The sequence below is a fragment of the Micromonospora sp. NPDC049662 genome (assembly GCF_040675055.1).
Classification (GTDB): Bacteria; Actinomycetota; Actinomycetes; order Mycobacteriales; family Micromonosporaceae; genus Micromonospora.
Window position 1 is genome coordinate 23,232 of record NZ_JBFAOC010000043.1, and the last position, 15,562, is coordinate 38,793.

Here is a 15,562-nt window from a genome sequence, read left to right on the forward strand (position 1 = left end):
ACGTTCCTTCCTCAGTCCCAGTCCAGGCCGCCGCGCCGCCACACGTAGGCGTACGCGACGAAGACCGCGACGATGAACAGGACCATCTCCACGAAGCCGAAGATCGGCAGAGCGTCGAACGAGACCGCCCAGGGGTAGAGGAAGATGATCTCGATGTCGAAGACGATGAAGAGCATCGCCGTCAGGTAGAACTTGATCGGGAACCGCCCGCCGCCGACCGGCTGCGGGCTGGGCTCGATGCCGCACTCGTACGCCTCGAGTTTGGCCTTGTTGTAGCGACGGGGACCGGCGAAGCGGGCGGCGCCGACGGAGAACAGCGAGAACGCCGCGGCGAGGGCGAACAGCCCGATGATCGGTGCGTAAGGCGAGAGCGACATCGTTTTCTCCTGCTCGTCCTTCCCTGCCGTCAGTGCTTGACGAAAATCACACTATTCACGTCCCTCGCGGTGGCTGCCGGCGGGGGTCGATCTTTGTCGGCTCCGAGGCTGTGACCAGCACCGATGCCGTCCCAACTAGACGGCTGGCGCCGCCTTCGTCATCGCATTGATGACCCGGTCCATCGCGTCCCCACCCCGGGGGTCGGTCAGGTTGGCCAGCAACTTGAGGACGAAACGCATCAGCGTCGGATGGGGCATGCCGTGTTTGGTGGCGATCCGCATGATCTCCGGACGGCCGATCAGTTTCACGAAGATGCCACCGAGGCGGTAGTAACCGCCGAGGCGGGCCTTCAGCTCGTTCGGGTACGCCAGGAGCGCCCGCTCCCGCTCCGGCCCGGCCGGCCGCGCGAGCGCCTGCACCGCCACCTCGGCGGCCAGTTCGCCGGACTCCATCGCGTACGCGATGCCCTCGCCGTTGAACGGGTTGACCATGCCGCCGGAGTCGCCGACCAGCAGGACGCCACGGGTGTAGTGCGGCACCCGGTTGAAGCCCATCGGCAGGGCGGCGCCGAGGATCGGGCCGTCCGCGTTGGTCTCGTCGGTCATCCCCCACTCGGCGGGGGTGTTGGCCAGCCAGTCGGTGAGCAGCCGGCGGTAGTTGGTCTTGCCGAACGCGGAGGACGAGTTGAGCACGCCGAGGCCGACGTTGACCCGCCCGTCGCCGAGCCCGAAGATCCAGCCGTACCCGGGCAGCAGGTTGTCGCCGCTGTCCTTGCTGCGCAGCTCCAACCACGACTCCAGGTAGTCGTCGTCGTGCTTGGCCGGCGAGTGGTAGTAGCGGCGGACGGCCACGCCGATCGGCCGGTCCTCCCGCTTGGCGAGCCCGAGCGCGAGCGGGAACCGACCGGAGACGCCGTCGGCGGCCACGACCAGCGGGGCGTGGAAGGTGGCGGGCTCCTTGCCGGGCCCCACCTCCGCCTGCACGCCGGTCACCCGGCCGTCGTCGTCGAGCACCGGGCCCAACACGTTGACGTTGGTCCGCAGTTTGGCGCCGGCCGCGACCGCGCGCTGGGCGAGCAGGTCGTCGAAGTCCAGCCGGGTACGGACCAGCCCGTAGTTCGGGAAGCTGGCCAGCTCCGGCCAGTCCAGTTCCAGGCGTACGCCGCCGCCGATCACCCGCAGGCCCTTGTTGTGCAGCCAGCCGGCCTCGGGCGAGGTGTCCACGCCCATCCGGATGAGCTGGCGCACCGCGCGCGGGGTCAACCCGTCGCCGCAGACCTTCTCCCGGGGGAACTCGGTCTTCTCCAACACCAGAACCCGTACGCCGTGCCGGGCCAGGTGGTACGCAGTCGCCGATCCACCGGGACCGGCGCCAACGACGATGACATCGGCGTCGTGTTCCACCGCGGTCATTCGCGCCTCCTCCCGCACGCTCGTGAAATGCTTCACAAGCCAGACGGGACGAGTGTATGACCGGCGTCATACCTGCGCAGGATCAGGGGTACCTAACTCGCCGATGTGACAGCCGACGACCGTCCACAGCAGCCGACTGTCAGGCCGGGCTGGGCGCGTCCAGGCCGGCGTCGACCCGGATCGTCTCCGGCAGATGCTCCCGTAGCGCGCCGCCCGCCGCCCGGTCCAGGGCGGCCAGCACCTCGGCGACCACCTGCCGGACGTCCGTCGGGTCCGCGCCGGCCAGCGCGCGCAACTGCGTGATGAGTTCGGCCGCGTCGTCGTCGGTGGCGGCCACCGGGCTCGCCGGGTCTGCTCCGGTCATGCGGACGAGCGTACGGCGCAAAGTGGACTAAAGTCGGATATTCCTGAAACGCGCAAGCGTCTCGCGTGCTACGCGCGGACGTCTCGCCGGGCTACGTCCGGACGTGTCGCCGGGCTACGCGCGGACGGCCCGGTGCAGCGCGACCACACCGCCGGTCAGGTTGCGCCATCCCACCCGACCCCACCCCGCCGCGGCCACCCGCCCGGCCAGCGCCGCCTGGTCCGGCCACGCCCGCACCGACTCGGCCAGATAGACGTACGCGTCGGGGTTGCTCGACACCGCGCGGGCCACCACCGGCAGCGATCGCATCAGGTACGACAGGTACACCGTCCGGAAGACCGGGTTGATCGGGGTGCTGAACTCGCACACCACCAGCCGACCACCCGGCCGGGTGACCCGGGCCAGCTCGCGCAGCGCCGCGTCGGTGTCGTTGACGTTCCGCAGGGCGAAGGAGATGGTCACCGCGTCGAAGCTCGCGTCGGCGAACGGCAGCCGCAGCGCGTCACCGGCCAGCAACGGCACCTCGGGACGCACCCGCTTGCCGACCTGGAGCATGCCCAGCGACAGGTCCGCCCCCACCGCGTACGCCCCGGACTGGGCCAGCTCGCGGGTCGACACACCGGTGCCCGCTCCCACGTCCAGCACCCGCTCACCCGGTCGCAGCCCCAGGGCCGCGCGGGTGGCCCGCCGCCAGGAGCGGTCCTGCCCGAAGGCGAGCACGGTGTTGGTCAGGTCGTAGCGCTCGGCCACGCCGTCGAACATCGCGGCGACCTCGTGCGGTTGCTTGTCGAGACTGGCGCGCTGGCCCTGCGGGGTACGGCTCACCCCGTCCACTCTGCCAGCCCCGCGCGAGCCCTCGGCCGCTGGGTCCGCGTACCCCACGGTGGTCGGCGCCGCCGATATGCGCGAGGGCGGGGTGGTCGCCCACCCCGCCCTCGCGTCGCGCCTGCGGGTCAGTCGGTCGACGTCTCGTCGCCGGGAGCGACCATGACGACCTTGCGGCGGCGGGAGAGCACCAGCAGCGCCCCGCCGACGAGCAGGATCAGACCACCGATGCCGCCGATCAGGCCGGCCTGCACACCGGTGACCGGCAACCCGCCGCCACCGGAGCCACCGCCGCCGGTGGTCGGCGACGTGCTCGTGCCCGGCGTCGTCGTGCCGCCCGGAGTCGGGGTCGCGGTCGGCGTCGGGGTCGCGGTCGGCGTCGGGGTCGGCTGCGCGCTGAGGTCGATGAACACGTCGAACTGCGCGGTGTTGTCCACCTCGTCGGTCTCGGTGAACGCCCGGCGCTGCGCGCCGGAGGCGTCCCGCGGCGCCTCCTCGGGGCTGCCCTGGGTGGCCTCGAGACCGGCGGCCCAGACGAACCCGGGCCGGAGCACCGACTCGGTGACGTCCTCGCCGACCTTCACCCGGACGTCGGCCGTGTAGAACTGCCCAGGCTTCAGCACGACGCCACTGTCCTCGCAGTAGGCGTTGGCGAAGCCGCCCAGCGGCTGCTCGACGCAGCCCTCCGGCAGCTTGGCGAAGGTGACGCCGGCCGGCAGCGTGATCCCGTACGCCACGCCGGTCGCCTTCTTGCTGCCGTCGTTGTAGACCGCCCAGTCCAGCGGCGCGCTGTCGCCCCGCTTGACCGGCTTGAGGCCGGACTCGCCCGCCTCGTCGCCGTCCACCGTCACGTCGGCGTAGACGTCCTGCACCCAGGTGGTCAGGTCGTAACCCGGCTTGGCGACGGTGATGTCGTGCCGCACCTTGTTGTCCCGCGGGTTCGGGTCGGCGGTGGCCGAGCTGATGCTGACCACCAGCGTGCCGGCGTCGCCGCGACCGCCGGTCGAGAAGATCGGAATACCGAAGTCCTCCGTGGTGCCGGCGGCCAGGTCGCCGAGCAGGCAGGTGAAGGTCGTGCCCTTGAGGTCACAGCCGTCCGGCGCGAGGACGCCGACCTTGCGGTTCTTCAGGCCCTTCGTCTCCACGGTGACCCGGACGTCCTTGGCGTCGACCGCGCTTCGGGTGTTGTCGACCTGGAACTTGAACGGCTTGGCCTTGGCCGCCTTGACGCCCTGAGCCAGCTCGTAGCTGAGCGGCACCAGGGCCAGGTCGGCCTGGTCGGCGGCGTGCGCCGGGGCGGCGACGGTGGCCACGCCACCGGCCGCGAGCAGGGCCACGACGCCGGCACGAACCAGGGCCGAGCGGTGGAACGCTGTCATCAGTCCCCCGGGGGTAGGGAAGAAAATAGGATCGGTTGCGCCGAACGAGCGGACGTTATCGGAGGTCGATCTCCCACGCCAGCGTGGCGGCGGGTTTTCAACCGTCCGGCCTGGACCCGGCACACGGATCGGGCGGGATGGTCACCCATCCCGCCCGTACCGCCGTGCGTTATGTGAACGACCCTCATGGGCCGATGGAGGACGCGCCTCAGGCAGACGGCCGCACGCTATCCGCCGACGATCATCTCCACCAGACCCGCACCGGGCTATGCGCCGGCGAGCCGACCGGGAGGACCCGTACCGCCGAGTGGACGCAAGCGGAAGCAGGATCCCCGGTCAGCCGAACGGCCGGCCGCGACGTACCTCAGTTGACCTCGACGAGCGGCAGCGACCGGCCCGCGCCGCCGCCGGGCAGCGCGATCGACGAGAAGTGCGAGACCACCCGCTCGTCGGTCGGGTCGTCGGCCGGCGTGTGGTGCACCGCCAGCCGGTTGTAGAGGGTGTCGCGCTGCGCCGGGATCCGGTCGGCAGAGCGGATCATGCCGATCAGCTCGTGCAGGTTGGAGCGGTGCCGGGCGCCGGCGGAGGAGATCACGTTCTCCTCCAGCATGATCGAGCCGAGGTCGTCCACGCCCATGTGCAGGGCGAGCTGCCCGACGTCCTTGCCGGTGGTCAGCCAGGACGCCTGCAGGTGCGGCACGGTCTCGAAGAAGAGCCGGGCCACCGCGACCAGCCGCAGGTACTCGAGCGTGGTCGCCTGCGTACGACCCTTGAGGTGGTTGTTCTCCGGCTGGTACGTCCACGGGATGAACGACCGGAACCCGCCCGTACGGTCCTGCACGTCGCGGATCATCCGCAGGTGCTCGATCCGCTCGGCGTGCGTCTCGCCGGTGCCCATCATCATGGTCGCGGTCGACTCGACACCCTGCCGGTGGGCCAGCTCCATGACCTCCAGCCAGCGCTCGCCCGACTCCTTGAGCGGGGCGATGGCCCGGCGCGGGCGCTCGGGCAGCATCTCCGCGCCGGCGCCGGCGATCGAGTCGAGGCCGGCGGCCTTGATGCGGGCGATGGCCTCGTCCAGGCTGACGCCGGAGACCTTGGCCATGTGCAGGATCTCGCTCGGCCCGATCGAGTGGATGACCAACTGCGGGTACGCCTGCTTGACCGAGGAGAACAGCTCCTCGTAGTACTCGACGCCGTAGTCCGGGTGGTGCCCGCCCTGGAGCATCACCTGGGTCGCGCCCAGCTCGACCGCCTCGCCACAGCGACGCAGGATCTCTTCGGTCGGGTGCGTCCACCCCTCGGCGTGCTTCGGCGCGCGGTAGAACGCGCAGAACTTGCACGCCGTCACGCAGACGTTCGTGTAGTTGATGTTGCGATCGATCAGGTAGGTGACGACGTTGTCCGGATAGCGCCGCCGGCGCACCGCGTCCGCCGCCTCGCCCAACGCGTGGAAGGGCGCCTCGGTGTAGAGCAGCAGGGCTTCCTCGGGCGTGATCCGCCCGCCGTCCGCGCCACGCTGCAGGATGTCGTCGATCTCCCGGCTCACCGTCACAACCCCGAGCCTACGTCGCCTCACCCGGCTCGACCGCCAGGCCCCGTCGAGGTGCGGCACGTCCCACAGCCGGTCAGCTCTCGCGTACCTCGATGCGTATGTCGTAGGTGTCCCGCAACTCTGCGGCGAGCACCGGGCCCGCCCACGCCGGCACGTACGCCTCCCACCACGGCTCTTCACGCTGCGCCGGCATCCGCTGCTCGGAGAGCACCGCCCGGAACCGCTCATCCGCCGCCGCGACCCGCTCCCGAACCCACCCCATCTGCGGAAAGCCGAACAACCGTTCGTCGGTCAGCACCCTGTCGATGGTGTGCCGGATGCTCAGGTCGAACCAGTACTCGTCGAGGATGTCGTCGTAGCCCTCCTCGCAGAACTCGACGACCTGCTCCCACCCCTCCACGAGACCGGTCGGACGCTGGCCCCCGGTCACCTCGGCGAACCGTTGCACGAACTGCCGGTCGTCGGTCATGCGTCGTAGTCGACCGTGAGCTTGTCGGTGGTCGGGCTGGACTGGCAGGTCAGCACATAGCCGGCGGCCACCTCGTCCGGCTCCAGGGCGTAGTTGCGGGCCATCGTGACCGACCCGTCGACGACCTTCGCCTTGCAGGTCGAGCAGACACCGCCCTTGCAGGCGTACGGCAGTTCGCCGCGCACCTTCAACGCGGCGTCCAGCACCCGCTGCTCCCGGCCCATGGTGAAACTCGACGAGCGGCCGTCCAGGACGATGGTGACGTCCGTCCCGACGCCCGGCTGCTCGGTGGGACGCGCCACCGGCTCGGGCGGCGCGTCGACGTGGAACAGCTCGGTGTGCACGGCCGACTCCGGCAGACCCCGCGCGGTCAGCACCTCCCGGGCGTCGACCACCATGCCGTACGGCCCGCAGAGGAACCATTCCTCGATCAGCTCGCCCGGGACGATGGTGCCCAGCAGGCGCCCCAACCGTTCGGCGTCGATCCGTCCGGACAGCAACGGCGACTCGCCCTGCTCCCGGGACAGCACGTGCACCAGGTGCAGCCGGGACGGGAACCGGTCCTTCAGGTCGGCCAACTCCTCGGCGAACATCACGGTGTTCGCCGTGCGGTTGCCGTACACCAGGGTGAAGGTGCTGGCCGGCTCGACGGCCAGGGCCGTCGCGACCAGCCCGAGCACCGGCGTGATGCCGGAGCCGGCGACGACCGCGCCGTAGTGGCGGACCCGGTCCGGCGCGAACGCCGTGGTGAAGGCGCCCAGCGGGGGCAGCACCTCGACCGTGTCGCCGCCGCGCAGCGCGCCGCACGCGAAGGCCGAGAAGGCGCCGCCGGGAACCTCCCGCACCCCGATCCGCAGCCGGCCGCGCCGGCCCAGGTCGTCGGGGGTGGAGCAGATGGAGTACGACCGGCGCACGTCCTCGCCGTCGTCGGTCACCCGCCGCACCGTCAGGTGCTGCCCCGCCTGGAAGGCGAAGGTCTCCCGCAACTCCTCGGGTACGGCGAAGGTGACCGCCACGGAGTCGTCGGTGAGCCGGTCGACGGCGGCGACCGGCAGCGGGTGGAAGGCCGGCCGGCGACGGACCGGCCGGGAGATGGTGACTGTCACAGCGCCTTCAGGTGGTCGAAGGGTTCGGAGCAGGAGCGGCAGCGCCACAACGCCTTGCAGGCGGTCGAGCCGAACCGGCTGACCTGCTCGGTCTCCGGGGAGCCGCAGAGCGGGCAGCGGACCGCGAGGGTCAGCGCCACCACGTCCGGGGCGGACGCCGGGGCGGGCGGGGCGATCCCGGCGGACGCGAGCTTGGCCCGCCCGGTGTCGGAGATCCAGTCGGTGCTCCACGGTGGGCTGTAGACCGTTCGCACGTCGACGTCCGGGTAACCGGCCTTCGCCAGGGCACGGCGCACGTCGGCCCGGATCACGTCCATGGCGGGGCAGCCGGTGTAGGTCGGGGTGATGGTGACGACGACCCGACCGGTGATCCGGTCCTGCTCGACCTCGCGGAGGATCCCCAGCTCGTCGATGGTGATCACCCGGATCTCCGGGTCCACCACGCTCGCCGCCGCCGTCCACGCGTCGGTCCGACTCCGCTGTGCGGTCGCTCCCGCGCTCACCACTGCGCCCCCGGGTGGGCGCGGTGCAGCACCTGCATCTCGGCCAGCAGGTAGGACAGGTGCTCGGTGTGTACACCGGCCCGCCCGCCGGTCGGCGCCCAGCCGCGCTCGGGACGGGTGAGCGTCGCCTCGGCCAACACCGGACCGACGACCTCGTCGAACGCCGGCCACAGACCCGCCGGATCGACCGGCGCCGCCGGGTCCGCCCCGAAAAGCTCATGGGTGTACGGCCAGACGTGGTCCACGGCCTCCTGCATCCGGCGGTGCGACTCCTCGGTGCCGTCACCGAGCCGCCTCACCCACAGCGCGCCGTGGTCCAGGTGGTACGCGGACTCCTTGCGCGCCTTCGCGCCGATCGCGGCCAACCGCTCGTCCGCGCAGCCGGCGAGCGCGGTGTAGAGCGGCACCTGGTACGCCGCCAGGAAGAACAGCTTCGCCATGGTCACCGCGAAGTCGCCGTTGGGCAGCTCGACCAGGAGCACGTTGCGGAACTCGCGGTCGTCGCGCAGGTACGCGAGCGCGTCCTCGTCCCGACCTGCGGCTTCCAGCTCACCCGCGTACGACAGCAGCAGCCGGGCCGCGCCGAGCTGGTCGAGGGCGATGTTGGCGAGCGCGATGTCCTCTTCCATCTCCGGCGCGCGGGTCGCCCACTCGGCCAGCCGCTGGGCGGCGACCAGCGCGTCGTCGCCCAGGCCGAGAGTGAAGGCGAAGGGCCCGTTCACGCCACCACCTCGCTCCGCTCGGCGGCGACGCGAAGCGCCCCGTTGCTGGGCTGGCTGGTTCGCTCGCTCCGCTGGCTCACAGGTGTGCCACCCCGTCCGGGACCTCGTAGAAGGTGGGGTGGCGGTAGACCTTGTCGGCGGCCGGGTCGAAGAAGGCGTCCTTCTCGTCCGGGCTGGACGCGGTGATCGCGCCCGCCGGCACCACCCAGATCGACACGCCCTCCTGGCGGCGGGTGTATAGGTCACGGGCGTTGCGCAGGGCCAGCTCGGCGTCCGGGGCGTGCAGGCTGCCGACGTGGGTGTGCGACAGGCCCCGCCGTGCCCGGACGAAGACCTCCCACAGAGGCGAGTGTTCGTTGCTCACGCGGCCACCTTCTCCCTCGCGTCGGCCCGCTTGGCGGCGTACGCCGCGGCGGCCTCGCGTACCCATGCGCCGTCGGCGTGGGCCGCCCGACGGTGCGCCATCCGCTCCCGGTTGCACGGTCCGTTGCCCTTGATGACCCGCATCAGCTCGTCGTAGTCCGGCTGGCTGTAGTCGTACGCCTGCCGCTCCTCGTTCCAGCGCAGGTCGTCGTCGGGAATGCGGAGCCCGAGGACCTCGGCCTGCCCGACGCACATGTCGACGAAGCGTTGGCGCAGGTCGTCGTTCGAGAAGCGCTTGATCTTCCAGGCCATCGACTGGGCGGAGTGGGTGGAGTCGCCGTCCGGCGGACCGAACATGGCCAGCGACGGGTACCACCAGCGGTCGACCGCGTCCTGGGCCATGGCCTTCTGCGCCGGGGTGCCGTGCGCGAGGGTGTGCAGGATCTCGTACCCCTGGCGCTGGTGGAACGACTCCTCCTTGCAGACCCGGATCATCGCCCGGGCGTACGGCCCGTAGGAGCAGCGGCACAGGGGCACCTGGTTGACGATTGCCGCACCATCCACCAGCCAGCCGATCGCGCCCACGTCGGCCCAGGTCAGGGTGGGGTAGTTGAAGATCGAGCTGTACTTCTGCCGGCCGTCGAGCAGCAACCGGACCAGTTCGTCGCGGCTGATGCCGAGGGTCTCGGCGGCGGCGTAGAGGTAGAGGCCGTGGCCGGCCTCGTCCTGGACCTTGGCCAGCAGGATCGCCTTGCGCTTGAGCGAGGGCGCCCGACTGATCCAGTTGCCCTCGGGCTGCATGCCGATGATCTCGGAGTGGGCGTGCTGCGCGATCTGCCGGATCAGCGTCCGCCGGTACGCCTCGGGCATCCAGTCGCGCGGCTCGATCTTCTGCTCCGCGTCGACCACCTCGGTGAAGTAGGCCGCCAGATCCTCGTCCGGCGCCGGGCCGCCGCGCCGTTCACGAGCGGCGGCGGCGCGCAACTCGGCCTCGGCCGCTTCGACCTCGCCGAGCAGGCCCGCGCCGGGCGCGTCGTCCGGTGCGTCGCCGGGGGCGGAGAAGTCGTTGCCATACATGAGGACAAGTGTTACAGCTTGCGCCCGAATGCACTAGGGGGTGTAACAGGAAACCCGAGTGACGTTCCGTCACCGATGGGCAGATCTCCGCTACCCACCGCAACACCGGCGTTTATGACGTGGCTCACGGAAAGGAGGTCAAATCTCCCATAAGGCGCAAAGCGCCGGGATTTTCTCCCGATTTCGCACGTTGCCCGGTGTCGCCCTCTGGCGATCGGCCCGTCCAGACGTAGACTTCTGCCGGTCACACGATCGGCTGCCCCCACGCCGGCTTCACAGAGGCCACCTCCCCCGGCCTCGGCGCACGCACCGGTCGCCCCGGACAACGAAGCCGGTCCCCCCGGCCCTGACATCTGGAGCTCACCCAACTCATGCGATCTCGCGTGACCATGGTGTTCGCCGTCGTGGCGATAATTCTCGGTGGCGTCCTACTGGTCCCCACCGCGTACGCCCGACTGTCCAGCGACGTCGGCGAAGGCGGCGGTGGTGGCGGCGCCGCCACCAGCAGCGTCGCCGCGCCCGCGCCGGCCCCGCCACCACCTCCCACGCTGGCCGCGGGCCGCGTGTCGGTGGCGTTCAAGGGTGAATTCTTCTCGTGGGCGCTGCTCGACCGGAAGACCGGCAAGGTCTCCGGATCGTCGAACATGAGCGCGACCAGCTCCACCGAATCGATGATCAAGGCGTGGATCGTCTCCGACTACCTGCGCCAGCTCAAGGACAGGGAGCCGCCGGCCGGGCTGAAGCAGGCGGCCAGCCTCGCCATCATCGACAGCAACGACGCCGCGGCCAACAAGGTCTACGCCGCCGCGGGTGGGTCGTACAAGCCGTCGAAGAGCAGCATCCCGGACCCGGTGATCCAGCGGGCGATCAAGACCTGCGGCCTGACCGACACCAAGCGCGGCAACACCGAGCCCTACACCGGATACTGGAGCTTCACCCGGATGTCCCCGCGCGACGCCGTCCGGCTCGGCGACTGCATCGCCGACGGTAAGGCCGCCGGCCCGAAGTGGACAAAGTGGGTGCTGGACCAGATGGCCAAGGTCCGGGGCAGCACCGACGCCCAGCGGGCCAGTTCCGGTGGCGGCCGCTGGGGGATCATCGACGGTCTACCCAAGTCGATCACCGCGCAGGGGCCGGTCAGCATGAAGAACGGCTGGACACCGATTGCCTCCGACGGAAACTGGCACGTCAACTGCCTCGCGGTCAACGGGAAGTGGAGTCTCGCGGTGATGCTGCGCTACTCGATCAAGCTAGGGCTGGACTACGGCGCGAAGGTCTGCGCCAGCGTCACCACCCAACTGGTCACCCCGCAGCCCGGCGCCGCGCTCAAGGTGCCGCAGCAGCCGGTCGGGAAGCTCTGATGGCCGGGAACCGGCGGGCCGATCGACGCGGTGCGGGCGAAACCTCGCCGCTGCGCCTGATCGCCGTCGCGGTCATCCTCATCGGGCTGGTGCTGGTCTCGCTACGCCTGCTGCCCGGGTCGCCGTTCGAGTCGGCCGCCGCCGCCAAGTGGGGTGACTCCGAGGCGACGACCAGCGACCGGTCCACCAACGCGGCCACCGACCGCAGCGCCCGCCAGCCGGCCCCGCCGAGCCCCAGCCCCAGCCCTTCGCTGACGCCGCTGCCGTTCGAGGCCAAGAACCTCGACCTCGACATCGAGGGCTGGTACTCCTGGAGCGTCCTCGACCGCCGGACCGGGAAGATCATCGGTTCGAAGAACATGGGTGAGACCAGCACCACCGCCTCGCTGATCAAGTCCTGGATCGTCGCCGACTACCTGCGCCGCGCCGCCGAGGCCGGCCAGACGCCGAGCGACGCGAAGCTCGCCGACGCCACCCGCATCATCCGGGACAGCGACAACACGCGGGCCGAGCAGTTCTACAACTCGGTCGGCCGGGACGCCTCGATCCGGCGGCTGCTCTCCATGTGCAAGCTGACCGACAGCAGCGTCGCCCCGGACAAGGGCTGGTCCCGTACCGCGCTCTCCCCCCGCGACACCGCGCGACTGGGCAACTGCATCGCCACCGGCACCGCCGCCGGACCGAAGTGGACCAAGTGGCTGCTCAACGAGATGAAGCTGGTCCGGGGCGCCGGTGACTTCGGTATCCGCAAGGCGTTCCCGCCCGCGCAGCAGAAGCAGATCGCCATCAAGAACGGGTGGATCGACCGGACCGCCGAGCAGGAGATGCACATCAACTGCCTGGCCATCGGCGACACCTGGACGATGGGCGTGATGGTCCGCTACCCGATCAACATGGGCTACGAGTACGGCATGAAGAACTGCCAGAAGATCACCGAGGCGCTGCTGCGCCCCGGCACCTGACGGCGGCTGCCCTTCCGCATCCGAGCGCCGCTCTGCCTGGCAGAGCGGCGCTCCGTCCATTTCATGGCGCTCAGCGTCCTTCGCGACGCGGCGGCTCCACGGCCCGGCGGCTGGTCAGCCGGCGAAGAACTCGGGACCGCCGTCCGGCAGCGGGGGGACCTCGCCGAGCGCGGCGACCCGCCGGGCGAACTCGCGCAGCCCGGAGACCTGCCGCTCGCCGAGCGAGAAGTCCAGGGCCCGGAAGTACGTGGCCAGCGTCGCGGCGTCGAACGCCTCCCACCGCGCCGCCGCCTCGGCGACCTGGTCCAGCTCGGCGAGGCAGAGGTCACGCGAGCGCAGGAACGCCTCGTGCACCTCCTTGACCAGGCCCGGGTGCGCGGCCGCGAAGTCGCGGCGGACCGCCCAGACGGCGAAGACCATCGGCAGCCCGCTCCAGTCCCGCCAGGCCTGCCCCAGGTCGGTCACGGTGAGGCCCCGCAGCGGCGCCTCGTAGTACGCCCGCAGCGCCACGTCCCCGATCAGGACCCCGGCGTCGGCCTCCAGCAGCATCTGGGTCAGGTCCGGAGGGCAGCGGAAGTACTCGGGCCGCACCCCGTACCGCTCGGTGAGCAGCAACTGCGCCAGCATCACCCCGGTCCGCGACGTCGAGCCGAGCGCCACGCGGGCGCCGTCCAGATCGGCGAGCGGTCGGGTGGAGACCATGTTGACCGAGAGCACCGGCCCATCGCTGCCGACCGCCAGGTCCGGCAGGAGGAGCAACTCGTCGGTGTGCTTCAGGTACTCCATCAGCGTGATCGGACCGATGTCGAGGTCGCCCGCCACCAGCGCCGCGCTCAGCCGGTCCGGGGAGTCCTTGTGCAGGTCGACGTCGAGCAGGCTGCCCGAGCGCATCAGGCCCCAGTAGATCGGCAGGCAGTTCAGGAACTGGATGTGCCCGACCCGCGGGCGTGCGACGCGCTCAACCATGACCCGACCGTATCCCTGGCCTCGGGATCCAGCCCGGCGGGCCGGCCCGGAGTGGCCAACCCCGCACCGGACCCACCCGATCGCGGGCCCTCCGACGACGTCACAGCCGGCCGCCCACGTTCGGTGGGATGCGCGTTCACCCGCCCCCCGGGTCTCGTCCAGCCACGTCTCCGTCGGGCCGGCGTGCCGCCCGCACGACGACCGGCACGAAGAGCAGCACCACCAGGAGCCCGGTCGCCCCCACCACCGCGATCAGTGGCCGAGGTGGGATTCGGGTGAGCAGGGCGCCACCGATCAGGTACCCACCCATTGAGCCACCCTGCACGGCCGCGCCGTAGGTGGCGTACGCCCGCGCGCGCATCCGCTCGGGCACCCGCCGAGCGGTGAGGAGGTTGGCGAAGACGTTCCCCGCGCCGTTGGCCGCGCCGCCCACCAGCCAAAGTGGCACCAGCAGGGCCGCAGCGGGCACCCTCGCGGCGAGCAGCACCATCAGACTGCACCCGGCCAGCGTGATCAGCACGCCGCGGACCAACGCACTGTCGTCCTCGATCCGGCGTACGAGCCGCGCCGCCAGCCAGCCGCCCGGCAACATTCCGGCCATCCAGGCGGCCCCGATGAGGCCGTACGTGGTGGCCGACCCACGCAGGGTCTCCCGGATGAAGAACACTTCGATCACGTTGATGCCACCGATCGCCGCGATCACCACGGCGGTACTGACCACCATGACGACCATCAGCGGGTCCCGGCGGAGCCGCCAGCCCTGCGCCGTACCGGCCGGCGTTTCGGGGCTACCGGCGTTCTGCTCGGCGCGGCTGGACTGCTCGGCGCGGCTGGACTGCTCGGCGCCGTCGGGATGGTGGCTCGCGGATCGCCAACCACCGCGCCGAGTTCGCAGCGCGAGGCCCGCGACCACGAGCGCGAGGTAGGTCGCGGCGTCGATCAGCAGTGGTACGCGGGTGCCGAACTGCCCCACCAGCAGGCCGGCAAGCACCGGACCGCCGAGCGCGCCGAGGGAGACGGCGGTCTGGCTGATCGCGCTCGCACGCGGCAGGTCGGCCGGGCGGACCATCGCCGGGAGCAGCGCCGCCAAGCAGGGCTGGGTGACCGCGAGACCGCAGGCGAGCAGCGCCACGAGGGCCACGACGAGGACTGGGTCGTCGGCGACGGCGAGCAGCAGGCAGATCACGGTCTGCGCCAGCCCGGTCGTCACCAGCACGGTACGGCTGTCCACCCGATCGGCAAGCCGTCCGGCGAGCGGGGCCAGCACCACCAGGGGAAGGGTGGCCGCGAGCAGCAGTCCCGAGACGGCGAGCCCTCCGGCACCGGCCCCCTGCAGGGCCAGCGCGAGCGCGGTGGCCGCGAGGAAGTCCCCGCAGATCGTGGTGCCGCGAGCTGCGGCGGCGATCCAGACGTCCGTCCAACGCGACGTGTCACTTGTGAAGGACATACTTCGAAAATAATCCTTCACAAGTGACCGACACAACCCCTTCTATGCCAGCGGCACCGCCCGATACTGGACCGTGACGGAACGTGCACCCGTCGGCGCGTCGGTACGACGTCGAGGGTGATACGGCCTCAGCAGCGCCAGGACCGCCTCATTCAGGGCGGCCAACTCGTCCGCGGTGAGCAGCAGCAGGGTGTCGTGGAACAGCGCCACGTCGTACCACTCGGCGGGCTCATCCCCCGCCCGCCGCAACCAGTCCCGAGTCCGTTCCATGGCACGGGCGGCGTGCGCCTCCACGAGCGCCTGCTCAGCCGCACGCCCCTCGGGACCGGCCTCGCGGCCCGCGTCGACCATCCAACTGACGCCCGGCGTACGCCACACCCGCTCCCGCGCGTCCCCCCGGCTGGGCGCCTGCTCAACCAGGCCGAACTTCGCCAGCGCCCGCAGGTGGTAGCTGGTGGCGCTCGGCGACAACCCAGCGATTTCGGCGCATTCGGTGGCGGTGCCGCCGCCCTCGCGGCTGCTCAGGTACTCGATGATCGCGATCCGGGCCGGATGCGCCAACGCCCGCATCACCTGCGGATCGCTGATCGTCTTCCGACGCGACTCGGGACTGGCCTCGGTCATGCCCCCATGATCCCGGCCACCCGCCCGACCCGCCATCAACCCCGCGCGC

The 15,562-nt window shown here is 71.1% G+C and carries 17 protein-coding genes; 2 read left to right on the forward strand and 15 right to left on the reverse strand.

Going from position 1 to position 15,562, the window contains the following annotated elements; all coding sequences use genetic code 11:
- Positions 1-11 precede the first annotated feature (11 nt).
- From AB0J36_RS25600 to paaA, 12 genes are all read right to left on the reverse strand, one after another.
- Positions 12-377 (reverse strand): NADH-quinone oxidoreductase subunit A, encoded by a 366-nt coding sequence (locus AB0J36_RS25600; protein WP_007454588.1) that lies wholly within the window; start codon positions 375-377, stop codon positions 12-14.
- Positions 378-512: 135 nt separating this feature from the next.
- Positions 513-1,790 (reverse strand): geranylgeranyl reductase family protein, encoded by a 1,278-nt coding sequence (locus tag AB0J36_RS25605; RefSeq protein ID WP_357123514.1) that lies wholly within the window; start codon positions 1,788-1,790, stop codon positions 513-515.
- A gap of 139 nt (positions 1,791-1,929) precedes the next feature.
- On the reverse strand, positions 1,930-2,154 hold the full coding sequence (locus tag AB0J36_RS25610) for a hypothetical protein (RefSeq protein WP_357123511.1): 225 nt from the start codon (positions 2,152-2,154) through the stop codon (positions 1,930-1,932).
- Positions 2,155-2,268: 114 nt separating this feature from the next.
- Positions 2,269-2,979: a demethylmenaquinone methyltransferase gene (locus AB0J36_RS25615; protein WP_357123508.1), complete on the reverse strand. Its 711-nt coding sequence runs from the start codon at positions 2,977-2,979 to the stop codon at positions 2,269-2,271.
- A 128-nt stretch (positions 2,980-3,107) separates the two neighbouring features.
- The gene (locus tag AB0J36_RS25620) at positions 3,108-4,358 is read right to left on the reverse strand and encodes an LPXTG cell wall anchor domain-containing protein (protein ID WP_357392611.1); all 1,251 of its coding nucleotides are present in this window, start codon (positions 4,356-4,358) and stop codon (positions 3,108-3,110) included.
- A 364-nt stretch (positions 4,359-4,722) separates the two neighbouring features.
- Positions 4,723-5,913, reverse strand: a complete 1,191-nt coding sequence (mqnC, locus tag AB0J36_RS25625) for a cyclic dehypoxanthinyl futalosine synthase (protein WP_357123502.1) — start codon at positions 5,911-5,913, stop codon at positions 4,723-4,725.
- A 73-nt stretch (positions 5,914-5,986) separates the two neighbouring features.
- Positions 5,987-6,382, reverse strand: a complete 396-nt coding sequence (locus tag AB0J36_RS25630) for a hypothetical protein (protein WP_357175875.1) — start codon at positions 6,380-6,382, stop codon at positions 5,987-5,989.
- Complete coding sequence (gene paaE / locus AB0J36_RS25635) at positions 6,379-7,488, reverse strand: 1,2-phenylacetyl-CoA epoxidase subunit PaaE (protein ID WP_357392610.1); 1,110 nt, start codon at positions 7,486-7,488, stop codon at positions 6,379-6,381. The genes AB0J36_RS25630 and paaE overlap by 4 nt, the downstream gene beginning before the upstream one ends.
- Positions 7,485-7,991 carry a 1,2-phenylacetyl-CoA epoxidase subunit PaaD gene (gene paaD, locus AB0J36_RS25640; protein WP_363661198.1) on the reverse strand — a complete coding sequence of 169 codons (507 nt, stop codon included), beginning with the start codon at positions 7,989-7,991 and terminating at the stop codon, positions 7,485-7,487. Before paaD ends, paaE begins: the two co-directional genes overlap by 4 nt.
- The gene (paaC, locus tag AB0J36_RS25645; RefSeq protein WP_357123489.1) at positions 7,988-8,713 is read right to left on the reverse strand and encodes a 1,2-phenylacetyl-CoA epoxidase subunit PaaC; all 726 of its coding nucleotides are present in this window, start codon (positions 8,711-8,713) and stop codon (positions 7,988-7,990) included. The genes paaD and paaC overlap by 4 nt, the downstream gene beginning before the upstream one ends.
- Positions 8,714-8,789: 76 nt before the next feature.
- Complete coding sequence (paaB, locus tag AB0J36_RS25650) at positions 8,790-9,077, reverse strand: 1,2-phenylacetyl-CoA epoxidase subunit PaaB (protein WP_266248073.1); 288 nt, start codon at positions 9,075-9,077, stop codon at positions 8,790-8,792.
- Complete coding sequence (gene paaA / locus AB0J36_RS25655) at positions 9,074-10,153, reverse strand: 1,2-phenylacetyl-CoA epoxidase subunit PaaA (protein WP_357123485.1); 1,080 nt, start codon at positions 10,151-10,153, stop codon at positions 9,074-9,076. Before paaA ends, paaB begins: the two co-directional genes overlap by 4 nt.
- Before the next feature lie 371 nt (positions 10,154-10,524).
- Between paaA and AB0J36_RS25660 the strand changes: the two genes are divergently transcribed.
- Positions 10,525-11,514: a hypothetical protein gene (locus AB0J36_RS25660; protein WP_357175872.1), complete on the forward strand. Its 990-nt coding sequence runs from the start codon at positions 10,525-10,527 to the stop codon at positions 11,512-11,514.
- Positions 11,514-12,476 (forward strand): hypothetical protein, encoded by a 963-nt coding sequence (locus AB0J36_RS25665; RefSeq protein WP_357392608.1) that lies wholly within the window; start codon positions 11,514-11,516, stop codon positions 12,474-12,476. Before AB0J36_RS25660 ends, AB0J36_RS25665 begins: the two co-directional genes overlap by 1 nt.
- A 114-nt stretch (positions 12,477-12,590) precedes the next feature.
- On the opposite strand, the gene AB0J36_RS25670 is transcribed toward AB0J36_RS25665, so the two are convergent.
- From AB0J36_RS25670 to AB0J36_RS25680, 3 genes are all read right to left on the reverse strand, one after another.
- Complete coding sequence (locus AB0J36_RS25670; RefSeq protein WP_357392607.1) at positions 12,591-13,442, reverse strand: menaquinone biosynthesis protein; 852 nt, start codon at positions 13,440-13,442, stop codon at positions 12,591-12,593.
- 136 nt (positions 13,443-13,578) lie between these two features.
- Positions 13,579-14,889, reverse strand: coding sequence for an MFS transporter (locus tag AB0J36_RS25675; RefSeq protein WP_357175867.1), 1,311 nt, complete (start codon positions 14,887-14,889; stop codon positions 13,579-13,581).
- Positions 14,890-14,931: 42 nt separating this feature from the next.
- Positions 14,932-15,513 carry a winged helix-turn-helix domain-containing protein gene (locus tag AB0J36_RS25680; protein WP_363661199.1) on the reverse strand — a complete coding sequence of 194 codons (582 nt, stop codon included), beginning with the start codon at positions 15,511-15,513 and terminating at the stop codon, positions 14,932-14,934.
- Positions 15,514-15,562: the final 49 nt, after the last annotated feature.

Excerpts from the sequence above, each read along its gene's own strand:
- AB0J36_RS25600 (WP_007454588.1), bottom strand. The coding sequence starts at position 377 with ATGTCGCTCTCGCCTTACGCACCGATCATCGGGCTGTTCGCCCTCGCC.
- AB0J36_RS25605 (WP_357123514.1), bottom strand. The coding sequence starts at position 1,790 with ATGACCGCGGTGGAACACGACGCCGATGTCATCGTCGTTGGCGCCGGT.
- AB0J36_RS25610 (WP_357123511.1), bottom strand. The coding sequence starts at position 2,154 with ATGACCGGAGCAGACCCGGCGAGCCCGGTGGCCGCCACCGACGACGAC.
- AB0J36_RS25620 (WP_357392611.1), bottom strand. The coding sequence starts at position 4,358 with ATGACAGCGTTCCACCGCTCGGCCCTGGTTCGTGCCGGCGTCGTGGCC.
- AB0J36_RS25630 (WP_357175875.1), bottom strand. The coding sequence starts at position 6,382 with ATGACCGACGACCGGCAGTTCGTGCAACGGTTCGCCGAGGTGACCGGG.
- paaA (WP_357123485.1), bottom strand. The coding sequence starts at position 10,153 with ATGTATGGCAACGACTTCTCCGCCCCCGGCGACGCACCGGACGACGCG.
- AB0J36_RS25660 (WP_357175872.1), top strand. The coding sequence starts at position 10,525 with ATGCGATCTCGCGTGACCATGGTGTTCGCCGTCGTGGCGATAATTCTC.
- AB0J36_RS25665 (WP_357392608.1), top strand. The coding sequence starts at position 11,514 with ATGGCCGGGAACCGGCGGGCCGATCGACGCGGTGCGGGCGAAACCTCG.
- AB0J36_RS25670 (WP_357392607.1), bottom strand. The coding sequence starts at position 13,442 with ATGGTTGAGCGCGTCGCACGCCCGCGGGTCGGGCACATCCAGTTCCTG.
- AB0J36_RS25675 (WP_357175867.1), bottom strand. The coding sequence starts at position 14,889 with ATGTCCTTCACAAGTGACACGTCGCGTTGGACGGACGTCTGGATCGCC.
- AB0J36_RS25680 (WP_363661199.1), bottom strand. The coding sequence starts at position 15,513 with ATGACCGAGGCCAGTCCCGAGTCGCGTCGGAAGACGATCAGCGATCCG.